This is a genomic window from Morganella psychrotolerans (assembly GCF_001676155.1).
GTDB classification, from domain to species: Bacteria; Pseudomonadota; Gammaproteobacteria; order Enterobacterales; family Enterobacteriaceae; genus Morganella; species Morganella psychrotolerans.
The window spans coordinates 79,417-92,049 of the sequence record NZ_LZEW01000001.1; the positions used below are offsets into that span (position 1 = coordinate 79,417).

Genomic DNA, 12,633 nt, shown 5'->3' on the forward strand with positions numbered 1-12,633 from the left:
ATGTCTATTGAAATCAATGTACCTGATATTGGTTCAGATGAAGTTGATGTGACTGAAATTATGGTCAGTGTCGGCGATAAAGTAGAAGCAGAACAATCACTCATCACTGTTGAAGGTGACAAGGCGTCGATGGAAGTTCCGTCGCCGCAGGCAGGGATTGTTAAAGAAATTAAAATCGCTGTGGGCGATAAAGTCAGCACCGGTTCTTTCATCATGGTCTTTGAAGCAGAAGCAGGGGCAGCAGCTCCCGCTCCTGCAGCACAGGCGACTGCTCCGGCAGCACCGGCAGCGGCATCTGCATTACAGGAAGTTCATGTGCCGGATATCGGCGGTGACGAAGTTGATGTGACTGAAATTATGGTCAGCGTCGGCGATACAGTGACTGAAGAACAGTCTCTGATTACTGTTGAAGGCGATAAAGCCTCAATGGAAGTCCCGTCTCCGATGGCAGGTGTTGTGAAAGAGATTAAAGTGACTGTCGGCGATAAAGTCAGCACCGGTTCTCTTATCATGATCTTTGAAGTTGCGGGTGCTGCATCAGCAGCACAACCAGCCGCAGCTCCGGCTCCGGCAGCAGCGCCTGCTGTTGCGGCAGATAAAGAAATTCATGTTCCGGATATCGGCGCGGATGAAGTCGATGTGACTGAAATTATGGTCAGCGTCGGCGATACAGTGACTGAAGAACAGTCTCTGATCACTGTTGAAGGCGACAAAGCCTCAATGGAAGTCCCGTCTCCGATGGCAGGCAAAATCAAAGAAATCAAAGTCGCGGTCGGTGATAAAGTGAAAACCGGCTCGCTGATTATGGTCTTTGAAGTTGCAGGCGCCGCTCCGGCTCCGGTCGCTCAGGCGGCAGCAGCACCAGCGGCGGCAGCACCTGTTGCAGCACCGGCGGCGAAAGCGGCTCCGGCACCTGCGACCGGCAATGATTTTGTTGAGAATGACGCTTATATTCATGCAAGCCCGGTTATCCGCCGTCTGGCGCGTGAATTTGGTGTGAATCTGGCGAAAGTCAAAGGTACAGGCCGTAAAGGTCGTATCCTGCGCGAAGACGTTCAGGCTTATGTGAAAGATGCGGTTAAACGCGCTGAAGCGGCACCAGCTGCAACCGGCGGTGGTTTACCGGGTATGCTGCCATGGCCGAAAGTTGATTTCAGCAAGTTCGGTGAAGTGGAAGAATTGGAACTGAGCCGTATTCAGAAGCTGTCCGGTGCTAACCTGAGCCGTAACTGGGTCGTTATCCCGCACGTTACGCTGATGGATGAAGCGGATATTACGGATGTTGAAGAATTCCGTAAGCAGCAGAATAAAGAAGCTGAGAAAAAACAGCTGGGCGTGAAAATCACCCCGCTGGTCTTTGTGATGAAAGCCGCTGCCAAAGCGCTGGTTGATATGCCGCGTGTAAACAGCTCAATCACTGAAGACGGTCAGCGCCTGATTCTGAAGAAATATGTCAATATCGGTATCGCGGTTGATACCCCGAATGGTCTGGTTGTTCCTGTTATTAAAGATGTGAACAAAAAAGGCATTCTGGAGCTGTCCTACGAGCTGGCTGAAATCTCCAAAAAAGCGCGTACCGGTAAGCTGACATCGTCTGATATGCAGGGCGGGTGTTTCACTATTTCCAGCCTCGGCGGTATCGGAACAACCGGTTTTGCGCCGATTGTTAACGCACCGGAAGTTGCTATCATGGGTCTGTCACGTTCATCCATGAAACCGGTCTGGGATGGCAAACAATTTGTTCCGCGTCTCATTCTGCCAATGTCACTGTCCTTCGACCACCGTGTGATCGATGGTGCTGACGGCGCCCGCTTTATCACGCTGATTAATCAGTACATGAGTGATTTACGCCGTCTGACGATGTAATTTGTAAGTAACCTCACCGGGATCGGCATTGCGCCGGTCCCGCTGATGCAGGCTGAAACGAGACCATCCCGGAGAACGGGAGTCAGGTCACGGAACTGCGTCTTTTCAGGTTATTAACAATTCTGTAAACTACTCTCAGTGTGTACGTCCCGGTGGAGTATTATTTCGTCTGATCGCCGGACAAACAAATAAGAGGTCACGATGAGTACTGAAATTAAAGCCCAGGTAGTTGTACTTGGTGCGGGCCCTGCAGGGTATTCAGCGGCTTTCCGCTGTGCTGACTTAGGTCTGGAAACAGTTCTGATTGAGCGTTATTCAACTTTAGGCGGTGTGTGTCTGAACGTGGGTTGTATCCCGTCCAAAGCATTACTGCATGTTGCGAAAGTGATCGAAGAAGCAAAAGCTCTGGCTTCTCACGGTATCGTTTTCGGCGAACCTAAGACTGATATTGATAAAGTCCGCCTGTGGAAAGAGAAAGTTATTTCTCAGTTAACCGGCGGTCTGGCCGGTATGGCGAAAGGCCGTAAAGTAACTGTTGTGAATGGTCTTGGCCAGTTCACCGGTGCGAATACTATCGATGTTGAAGGTGAGAAGGGTAAAACCACAATCACATTCGACAACGCAATTATTGCTGCGGGCTCACGTCCGATTCAGCTGCCGTTCATCCCGCATGAAGACCCGCGTGTGTGGGATTCAACTGATGCACTGCAACTGAAAACTGTCCCGGGCCGTCTGCTGGTCATGGGCGGTGGTATTATCGGTCTGGAAATGGGGACCGTTTATCACGCGCTGGGTTCAGAGATTGATGTGGTTGAAATGTTCGACCAGGTCATTCCTGCGGCGGATAAAGATATCGTTAAACTGTTTACCAAACGCATCAGCGGCAAGTTTAATCTGATGCTGGAAACCAAAGTGACCGCCGTTGAAGCAAAAGAAGACGGTATTTATGTCACGATGGAAGGCAAGAAAGCCCCTGCACAGCCACAGCGTTATGATGCGGTTCTGGTGGCTATCGGCCGTACACCGAACGGTAAAACGCTTGCTGCGGATAAAGCGGGTGTTGAAGTTGACGATCGCGGTTTCATCCACGTTGATAAACAAATGCGCACCAATGTACCGCACATCTTTGCTATCGGCGATATCGTCGGTCAGCCGATGCTGGCACACAAAGGTGTTCACGAAGGTCACGTTGCCGCAGAAGTTATTTCCGGTCTGAAGCACTATTTCGACCCGAAAGTCATTCCTTCTATCGCGTATACCGAACCGGAAGTCGCATGGGTTGGTCTGACCGAGAAAGAAGCGAAAGAGAAAGGGATCAGCTACGAAACAGCTACGTTCCCATGGGCGGCTTCCGGCCGTGCTATCGCGTCTGACTGCGCTGAAGGCATGACCAAACTGATTTTCGACAAAGAATCTCACCGTGTTATCGGTGGTGCGATTGTCGGGACTAACGGCGGCGAGCTGTTAGGTGAAATCGGTCTGGCAATCGAAATGGGCTGTGATGCAGAAGATATCGCACTGACCATTCACGCTCACCCGACACTGTACGAGTCAATCGGTATGGCGGCAGAGATTTACGAAGGCAGCATTACTGACCTTCCGAATCCGAAAGCGAAAAAGAAAAAATAATCAGTTAATTATGATGATGTCCTGACATCATCAAAACAAAAATCCGGCTGCTGTTATGGCGCCGGATTTTTTTTGTTTATTATCCGTGTTACGGCAATCATTATCTGCATCCTGAATGACATTGGGTATACACCTGTCGGCATAGACAAATTGATATTATTCAGATATTAATAAATTATGTGCATCCTGATGGCGGATCAGCCGTTTTTCTTCATGCAGGCATAATGAATTATCGGGCAAAATCCTGCTTAAAGCAGCGCAACGCCGGGGTAACGGGTTAATCGCAAGTTTAATTCACTAATGTTATTCAGCTCACAAATTGTTTATGTTGCTTTAATGTGAATGAATTAACAATGTGTTTAAATTTTGATATGCTGAAACCCCGTTGCCGGGCACTCATAAAAAACAATGAAAGCAAGGAGTATGTCGTGCTGGAAAATTATCGTAAGCATGTTGCCGAGCGTGCAGCACAAGGGATCGCCCCTGTACCACTGAATGCGGCTCAGGTCGCAGGCCTGGTCGAACTGCTGAAATCCCCGCCGCAAGGCGAAGAAGCATTTCTTGTTGATCTGATTACCAACCGCGTTCCGCCGGGTGTTGATGAAGCGGCGTATGTTAAAGCCGGTTTTCTGGCTGCGCTGGCAAAAGGTGATGCCCGTTCACCGCTCATTTCAGCGGAAAAAGCGATTGAATTACTGGGAACAATGCAGGGGGGATATAATATTCATGCCCTGATTGACGCCCTTGATAACGAAAAACTTGCGCCTGTTGCGGCGAAAGCACTGTCTCATACACTGCTGATGTTTGATAATTTTTATGACGTGGAAGAAAAAGCCAAAGCCGGCAATCTTCACGCCAAAGCGATTATTCAGTCCTGGGCAGACGCCAAATGGTTCCTGGATCGTCCGAAATTAGCTGAAAAACTAACAGTGACGGTGTTTAAAGTCTCCGGCGAAACCAATACGGATGATTTGTCTCCTGCGCCTGATGCCTGGTCGCGTCCCGATATCCCGTTACACGCGCTTGCGATGTTGAAAAACCCGCGTGAGGGTATTGATCCGGATGAACCCGGCAACATCGGTCCTGTTAATCAAATTGATTTACTCAGCAAAAAAGGCTTTCCGCTGGCGTATGTCGGGGATGTGGTCGGTACGGGGTCTTCCCGTAAATCGGCAACCAACTCTGTTCTGTGGTTTATGGGCGATGATATCCCGTATGTGCCGAACAAACGCGGCGGCGGTATTGTACTGGGCAGCAAAATCGCCCCGATTTTCTTCAATACTATGGAAGATGCGGGCGCGTTGCCGGTAGAAGTGGATGTTAATAACCTGAATATGGGCGATGTCATTGATGTTTATCCGTATAAAGGTGAGGTCCGCAATCATGAAACCAATGAATTGCTGGCAACATTTGAACTGAAAACCGATGTACTGCTCGATGAAGTTCGCGCAGGCGGGCGTATTCCGCTGATTATCGGACGCGGGCTGACGGCAAAAGCGCGTGAGTCTCTTGGTCTGCCGCCGGCAGATATTTTCCGTCAGGCGAAACCGGTTGAAAAAAGCAGCCGGGGTTTCTCGCTGGCACAAAAAATGGTCGGGCGCGCCTGCGGTGTTGCCGGTATCCGTCCGGGTGAGTACTGCGAGCCGAAAATGGCCTCTGTCGGCTCTCAGGATACCACCGGTCCGATGACCCGCGACGAGCTGAAAGACCTCGCCTGTCTGGGCTTCTCTGCTGACCTCGTGATGCAGTCTTTCTGCCATACGGCGGCGTATCCGAAACCTGTGGATGTAAATACGCACCATACCCTGCCTGATTTTATTATGAATCGCGGGGGCGTTTCGCTGCGTCCGGGCGACGGTATTATTCACTCCTGGCTCAACCGTATGTTGTTGCCGGACACTGTCGGTACAGGCGGGGATTCTCACACCCGTTTCCCTATCGGTATCTCATTCCCGGCAGGCTCCGGTCTGGTGGCATTTGCCGCTGCTACCGGGGTGATGCCGCTGGATATGCCGGAATCTGTACTGGTTCGCTTTAAAGGTAAAATGCAGCCGGGTATTACCCTGCGCGACTTGGTTCACGCTATTCCGTATTATGCGATACAGGACGGGCTGCTGACGGTTGAGAAAAAAGGTAAAATAAATATTTTCTCAGGTCGTATCCTGGAAATTGAAGGGCTGCCTGAACTGAAAGTTGAACAGGCGTTTGAACTGGCCGATGCTTCTGCGGAACGCTCTGCGGCGGGCTGTACCATTAAGCTGGATAAAGCACCGGTCACCGAATACCTTAATTCCAATATTGTGCTGCTCAAATGGATGATCGCGGAAGGTTATGGCGATCGCCGGACTATCGAGCGCCGCATTCAGGGTATGGAAAAATGGCTGGCAGATCCGCAATTGCTGGAAGGTGATGCGGATGCAGATTACGCCGCCGTGATTGATATTGACCTTGATGCGATTAAAGAGCCGATTCTGTGTGCGCCGAATGATCCGGATGATGCACGTCTGTTATCTGATGTGGCGGGCAGCAAAATCGATGAAGTTTTCATTGGTTCCTGTATGACCAACATCGGGCATTTCCGTGCGGCGGGTAAACTGCTCGACAGCCACAAAGGCCAGTTGCCGACCCGTCTGTGGGTTGCTCCGCCGACTAAGATGGATGCAGCTCAGCTGACAGAAGAGGGCTATTACAGCATCTTTGGCAAGAGCGGTGCGCGGGTCGAAATTCCGGGCTGTTCACTCTGTATGGGCAACCAGGCACGGGTCGCGGATAACTCAACCGTCGTGTCCACATCCACGCGTAACTTCCCGAACCGTCTGGGAACCGGTGCTAATGTCTATCTGGCATCAGCGGAACTGGCAGCGGTAGCATCATTACTGGGACGTCTTCCGACACCGGCAGAGTATCAGACCTATATGAATAAAGTGGATGAAACGGCAGAAGATACCTATCGTTATCTGAACTTTGATAAGCTGGATCAGTATACGAAAGTGGCTGACGGCGTGATTTTCCAGACTACGTTATAAGCAGTAACTGACCGCTTCCGGCGGACAGAATAAAACAGGCACTCATGATGATGAGTGCCTGTTTTTTTTTGTGTGAATACCAAAATACATTTATATTTAATTAATTATGTTTGATTTATTGTGGTTGCCAGCTATATCAATATGTATTAATAGCGTCTTCTATAACAGGAGACGAAACCGCATGCAAATATCTGCTGTATCCGGAGCAACATCTGCCAGTCCGGAAATAATGAATGATAAAACGACTAATCTATGTAAATTTGGGGCAGAGATTAGCTGTGTGAGAAATACATCAGAGCCGGCAGGTTCACCAAAAACACACTCACTTTCTCTTATTGAAAGCATCAAAATGCTGTTTGAGAAACTGAAATCAATAATATGCGGGAAAAATGACAGCACAGGTCATCTGAGCAAGCCCGTTTCTTCACCACAACGGTATGAAGCTAAGAGTGCTGACCTGAGCCGGTTATCGCCTGCATTCCCGGATGTCCCGGATAAGCCTGAATTGTTCTCTGCCGGGGATCATAAAGACATTTATTCTGATTATGATTTTAATCTTTACCTTAAACAGGATAATAATTATTACCCCGTCAGTTTTGCCGGTGAAGATCAACGTATTATCCATATAGGCCTCCCCGGGGAAGAACGCATCACCTGCATTCGTAACCCTGACGGGACACTAAAACCGGCGGGAAAGGGAGTGAGTGATAAAACGCTCACATTTAATAAAACGATGAATCTTTATAAACAATCTGAACCGGATGGCAAAAAAACGGTTTTTTTACGATTCGATAAAGCAGCAAATGAATTAATGAAAACGGATGTCAGCAATATTACGCAGTTGGATAGCAAGGTCACACAGGTTTCATTCAGACATTTTGATATTTTTGTGCCGGGAAATGCGCCTTCAGAGGTGTATATTGCCGCTCATGGTGAACAGGCATTGTTTGCAAAAAACACTATTCCGGACAGCATGTCTCTCAGTTTTTATACAGAGAAAGGAAAGGCGCTGGATGGTCATATGGATGACATCCTTAAGCTGGCTGAAGGTCAGTTTTCGGCGACAGAGCGTCATAATGCCGGAGAAAGGCTTGAGGGATATAATATTACTCAGGGGAATGAAGAAAACATTGATTATGCCGCGCTGACAAAGAAAACCGGTAATACACTTATCAGTATGAAAAAAGGCGAAAGTGATACGCTGAGTAATGTGATGAAATCGGTTTCAGATATTTTCCATGATAAAAAAATAAATCTGAATCTCTATATGTGTCGTACTTCTTTATAATTGCTTAACAGCCGATCGGCATCCAAACGGACTTTCTCAGGAATGTCCGTTTTTTTTTTGTGCCGGAAAGCGTGATAACCCGCTAATATAGAAGTATATGACAGAAAATATTGCGCTAAAGCATCAATAAGAGGTACACAGCGATGGAGTATGAATTTTTACGGGGAATCGACGGGAACGTGGTAGTTAAGCTGTCAATGGATCACGAAGCGGTCGGTCACTGGCTGAATGAAGAAGTAAAAGGGGATCTCTCAGTCCTTGATGAGATAGTCAGCGCCCGCGAGCTTGTCAGAGGGCGGGAGCAGCAATGGCAGCGGGTGGGGCATGAATATACGCTGCTGCTGGATGATGAGGAAGTGATGGTTAACGCGAATCAAATCGTGTTTGAAACTGACGAACCGGAAGATGGCATGAGCTATTACGATAATGAAAGTATTGCCTTTTGCGGAATCGATGACTTTATGATTTTACTGGAAAATTACCGTAAATTTGTTACGACTGACCGGTGAGGGTGACACCTTTTATTCTGAATTTTTCATTTTTTACGGTAATATAAATCAGTAATTTAATCATCCGGCATAATCAAACTGATTATAGTCGTGACTATTGTTGTGAATAGCATTTTGCTTTTTTTTTGATAACACATTGAGGTGGAAGAATGAATGAACAACTCCTGACGGATGGCCTGAATCAGGCTACCGGCTGGCTGGCAAATAACCAGACATTATTGCTGGAATATGCTGTGAACCTTGTTGCCGCAGTTCTGATCCTGATTATTGGTCTGTTTGTCGCAAAAATGGCAGGTAAAGCGGTATCACGCCTGCTGGCTATACGCGGCGTTGATATCACCGTTTCTGATTTTCTCTCGGCTATCGTCCGTTATGCGATGATTGCATTTACGCTGATTGCTGTACTGGGTCGCCTTGGTGTGCAAACGACATCGGTGATTGCGGTCATGGGTGCGGCAGGTTTAGCCATTGGTCTGGCCTTGCAGGGCTCACTTTCAAACCTGGCGGCGGGTGTATTGCTGGTCGTTTTCCGCCCGATCCGTGCCGGTGAATATGTGGTGATTGGTGCCGCGGAAGGGACTGTTCAGACGGTACAGATTTTCTCCACAACACTGCGCAGTGCTGACGATAAAATCATTGTTATCCCGAATGGTAAAGTTATTTCCGGTGATATTATCAATGTGACCCGCGAGCCAAACCGTCGCCGCGATATTATTGTGGGAGTGGCGTATAACGCGGATATTGACCTGGTGAAGAAGATCCTGACCGATATTGTAGAAGCCGATCCACGCGTGCAGCAGGATAAAGGTATCGTGGTCCGTCTTAATGAAATGGCGCCGTCTTCCCTGAACTTTATTGTCCGTTACTGGACGGTTAACGGCGATTTTCTGAGTGTGAACTGGGATTTACTGGAAAATTTCAAACGCGCACTGGATAAACACAATATCGGCATTCCGTTCCCGCAGCTTGATGTTCATATCAATCCAAACGGCAAACAAGAAAACGCATAATGGTATTATATTATAAGCGGCACCAATTCGCAGGTGCCGCTTTTTTTGACCGTACCGGTGGCAATCTGGTGAGCGAACATTTGCTCCATTTCATTCCTGTGTCACTGACCTATATTCCGGACGCTGAGCAGCAGCAGGCGGCAGAGCAGTATCTGAGTGAATGGATGGCGCCGGAAGATATCACGCATCAGACACAGACCGACTTAATCCTCTGGTCCGGCAGCGAAAATTTTCGTTACCCTCTTTGTCCTGCCTGTCGTTATGCCGTTTCCGGTTTATGGTGGAGCGCACAGGTGAATGATATTGTCAGGCATGAAGGACAGGCACGTATTTCTGCTGCATTATCACCCCGCCAGACGCCCTGTTGCGGCGCACCGGCGGTGATCCCGGATATGGATTATGATGAAACTGCCGGTTTTGCCTGTTACGGGCTGACCGTCCGCTATAACAACAGTTTCGTTGTTTGCATGAATAACGGGCGGGATGAAATCATCAGCCGTGTGAGCCGGTATCTGGGCACACCGGTGCGTCTGGTTTGGGAGTGGATCTGACGTTTGGTATATACCCTTATTCATTCAAGCTGCAGGTTCGTTGGCGGTACTCAGCTAGTCGGGTCACATACTCATGTATGCTCCCCGTCTATCTTCCCTTGCCGCCTGCCTGCATCTGGAATGACGTTGGGTATAGGATATTAGGCATGTTAATGACCCATTAATTGTATTAATTTCACTAATAATAAAATCCCGGTAATATTCATTCCATCTGAAGCGAAATGAATATTTATCGGGATTTTTTGCATGTTACAAACGTATTTTCAGGGATTATTGCTTGGTGCGGCAATGATATTGCCGCTGGGACCACAAAATGTATTTGTTCTGCAACAGGGCTGCCGGAAGCAGTATCACCTGATGAGTGCATTTTTATGCACGCTCAGTGATGTGTTACTGATCGCAGCCGGTGTCTTCGGCGGCAGTGCGCTGCTGAGTCAGTCTGTCTGGTTGATGGCGCTGGTGACCTGGGGCGGGGTGGCGTTTCTGTTGTGGTATGGATTCGGGGCATTACGCTCAGTTTTTACAAATGATATTGCACTGACAATACAAGAGCAGGTTGTCCGCAGCCGCTGGCGGGTGATTATGACGCTGGTGGCAGTGACCTGGCTCAATCCGCATGTCTATCTTGATACCTTTGTGGTGCTGGGCAGTATCGGCGGGCAACTGGGCGCGGATCTACGTATCTGGTTTACCGCCGGAGCTGTGTGCGCCTCTGTTCTGTGGTTTTTCGGACTGGCGCTGTTATCTGCCTGGTTCTCTCCGGTATTGCAAAAACCGGTATCACAGCGGATTATCAATCTGTTTGTCGGTTCAGTTATGTGGTATATCGCAATACAATTGGCCTTAAAAGGATTGGATATTTCTTATTAATCCGAAATATTCTTTTGTTAATCTATGTTAGTGTTAATGATTCCGGCATAACGTTCTGTTATGTGACCGGATCTTAACAGAAGGAGGATATGTGAAACTTAAATCTCTTGCCCTTGCCGCCATGGTTGCTTTAGGGAGTTATTCGGTTGCTGCGCAGGCAGCGGAAACCCCGGCTGGTCCGCATATCTCAACTTCCGGTAGTGCGGTCATTCAGGCTGAGCCTGATATGGCGACACTGTCTATCAATGTGACAGTGAAGGATAGCGGGGCAGCGGGTGCCAAAGCACAGGCAGATAAACGCGTTGCACAGTATTTTGATTTCCTGAAAGCGCAGGGAATTGAGAAAAAAGACATCAATGCGGCAAATATTAATACCAGCCCTGACTATGTCTATGATAAAGAAAAAGAAGAGTCGGTTATCCGTGGTTACAATGCGTCCCGCTCTGTGACGGTAAAAGTGTACGACCTTAATAAGTTAAACACATTGCTGGATGGCGCACTGAAGAGTGGTCTGGATGATATTCGCTCTGTGGAATTCGGGGTGAATAATCCGGAAAAATATCGCGCGGATGCACGTCAGAAAGCCATTGATGATGCGGTATCACAGGCAAAATCCGTCGCAAAAGGTTTCGGCTCTGAGCTGGGTGCCGTGTACAGTATCGGTTATAACGCACCACAGCCGGTTCCGGTTATGGCACGCGGTAAAATGATGATGAACATGGACGCGGCACCTGCGGGTGCAACGGCCGATGAAACCTATGAACAGCAGACCGTTGATTTCCGTGATCAGGTGGATGTTGTGTTTGAACTGAAACGTTAATCTGTTTCGGGCGGCGCCTGCCGCAATGTCTGACGCCCGTGTTTGATCAGGGCGTCAGTCACCCGGCGCATGGTGGCGCTTTCCGGTGAAAAACGGTGCCAGTACAGCATCCGGCGCTGGAACAGACCCGGTGTCAGATCGACCAATTCTCCCCGCTCCAGCTCGCCCGCAATCTGTAAATGCGGGATCATACAACAGGCCGAACTCTGCTTTGCCAACTGCACAAAAGCTTCTGATGAGTTAAGAACGTGGCTCGGCACACTGCCCGGCGCCAGGTCAAAATTGGTCTGCAGGAATGCCATGTGCATATCATCAAGATAGTCAAACGCCACCGCCGGAGCTTTGAGAAGCGCACTGCGGCTTACGCCGTCAGGAAAATAACGCGCGGCAAATTCCGGGGAGCCGACAAACAGGTAATCCAGCGCACCCAGTTGATCCGCAAGGCATCCCGGTAACGGGCGCGGCTGAATACTGACTGCACCGACCACCTCTCCGCGCCGCAGGCGTTCATGCGTACGTGATTCATCTTCCACCTGAATATTCAGCCGGATAGCAAGATCTGCCAGCACATGACGCAGCGCCGGAAGCAACCAGGTCGCCAGGCTGTCTGCGTTGACGGCAAGTGATATCAGCGGCGGTTCAATATTTCCGGCATCGTCGCCCAGCCATTCGGCTTCCAGCAACTCCACCTGATGCAGTAATCCCAGTAATTTTTGCCCTTCTTCTGTCGGGCGCGGCGGCACGGTGCGTACCAGCAGCGGCTGACCAAACAAATTTTCCAGCTGTTTGATCCGCTGTGACACCGCAGACTGGGTAATACACAGTTTCTGTGCTGCCCGCTCAAAACCGCGTTCACGGATAACTGCATCCAGCGCCTGAAGAGCCCGGTAGTCCGGTCGTCTCATTACTGCCGTCTCCTCTTTTCATTGGTAAGCGAACAGATTGAAAATCTGTAGTGAAAAATGATTTCATTTGTGACTAAGTCACAATATGCCACAATTCGCATTCTGCCGGAGAAATAATTGCTATACCCAACGTCATTCAAGATGCAGGCAGGCGGCAAG

The 12,633-nt window shown here is 49.0% G+C and carries 10 protein-coding genes; 9 read left to right on the forward strand and 1 reads right to left on the reverse strand.

Annotation, left to right across the window (positions count from 1 at the left end; genetic code table 11):
• From aceF to AYY16_RS00365, 9 genes are all read left to right on the forward strand, one after another.
• Positions 1 to 1,866: a pyruvate dehydrogenase complex dihydrolipoyllysine-residue acetyltransferase gene (gene aceF, locus AYY16_RS00325; RefSeq protein WP_067360566.1), complete on the forward strand. Its 1,866-nt coding sequence runs from the start codon at positions 1 to 3 to the stop codon at positions 1,864 to 1,866.
• 201 nt (positions 1,867 to 2,067) lie between these two features.
• Complete coding sequence (lpdA, locus tag AYY16_RS00330; RefSeq protein WP_067360569.1) at positions 2,068 to 3,495, forward strand: dihydrolipoyl dehydrogenase; 1,428 nt, start codon at positions 2,068 to 2,070, stop codon at positions 3,493 to 3,495.
• Positions 3,496 to 3,923: 428 nt separating this feature from the next.
• A complete protein-coding gene (gene acnB / locus AYY16_RS00335) occupies positions 3,924 to 6,521 on the forward strand; it encodes a bifunctional aconitate hydratase 2/2-methylisocitrate dehydratase (RefSeq protein WP_067364488.1) in 2,598 nt (865 codons plus the stop codon).
• Between the two features lie 280 nt (positions 6,522 to 6,801).
• Positions 6,802 to 7,809, forward strand: coding sequence for a putative adhesin (locus AYY16_RS00340; RefSeq protein ID WP_150384804.1), 1,008 nt, complete (start codon positions 6,802 to 6,804; stop codon positions 7,807 to 7,809).
• Positions 7,810 to 7,952: 143 nt separating this feature from the next.
• Complete coding sequence (locus AYY16_RS00345) at positions 7,953 to 8,318, forward strand: YacL family protein (protein WP_067360576.1); 366 nt, start codon at positions 7,953 to 7,955, stop codon at positions 8,316 to 8,318.
• Positions 8,319 to 8,467: 149 nt separating this feature from the next.
• Positions 8,468 to 9,328 (forward strand): small-conductance mechanosensitive channel MscS, encoded by an 861-nt coding sequence (mscS, locus tag AYY16_RS00350; RefSeq protein WP_067360579.1) that lies wholly within the window; start codon positions 8,468 to 8,470, stop codon positions 9,326 to 9,328.
• A 68-nt stretch (positions 9,329 to 9,396) separates the two neighbouring features.
• The gene (locus tag AYY16_RS00355; protein ID WP_223861179.1) at positions 9,397 to 9,879 is read left to right on the forward strand and encodes a hypothetical protein; all 483 of its coding nucleotides are present in this window, start codon (positions 9,397 to 9,399) and stop codon (positions 9,877 to 9,879) included.
• A 246-nt stretch (positions 9,880 to 10,125) separates the two neighbouring features.
• On the forward strand, positions 10,126 to 10,749 hold the full coding sequence (gene argO / locus AYY16_RS00360; RefSeq protein ID WP_067360582.1) for an arginine exporter ArgO: 624 nt from the start codon (positions 10,126 to 10,128) through the stop codon (positions 10,747 to 10,749).
• Positions 10,750 to 10,840: 91 nt separating this feature from the next.
• Entirely contained in the window at positions 10,841 to 11,569 is a 729-nt protein-coding gene (locus tag AYY16_RS00365) for an oxidative stress defense protein (RefSeq protein WP_067360585.1), read from the forward strand.
• On the opposite strand, the gene AYY16_RS00370 is transcribed toward AYY16_RS00365, so the two are convergent.
• Positions 11,566 to 12,474, reverse strand: coding sequence for a LysR family transcriptional regulator ArgP (locus AYY16_RS00370; protein ID WP_067360588.1), 909 nt, complete (start codon positions 12,472 to 12,474; stop codon positions 11,566 to 11,568). The two genes, AYY16_RS00365 and AYY16_RS00370, sit on opposite strands and share 4 nt — an antisense overlap.
• Positions 12,475 to 12,633 lie beyond the last annotated feature (159 nt).

Excerpts from the sequence above, each read along its gene's own strand:
- aceF (WP_067360566.1), top strand. The coding sequence starts at position 1 with ATGTCTATTGAAATCAATGTACCTGATATTGGTTCAGATGAAGTTGAT.
- lpdA (WP_067360569.1), top strand. The coding sequence starts at position 2,068 with ATGAGTACTGAAATTAAAGCCCAGGTAGTTGTACTTGGTGCGGGCCCT.
- AYY16_RS00345 (WP_067360576.1), top strand. The coding sequence starts at position 7,953 with ATGGAGTATGAATTTTTACGGGGAATCGACGGGAACGTGGTAGTTAAG.
- mscS (WP_067360579.1), top strand. The coding sequence starts at position 8,468 with ATGAATGAACAACTCCTGACGGATGGCCTGAATCAGGCTACCGGCTGG.
- argO (WP_067360582.1), top strand. The coding sequence starts at position 10,126 with ATGTTACAAACGTATTTTCAGGGATTATTGCTTGGTGCGGCAATGATA.
- AYY16_RS00370 (WP_067360588.1), bottom strand. The coding sequence starts at position 12,474 with ATGAGACGACCGGACTACCGGGCTCTTCAGGCGCTGGATGCAGTTATC.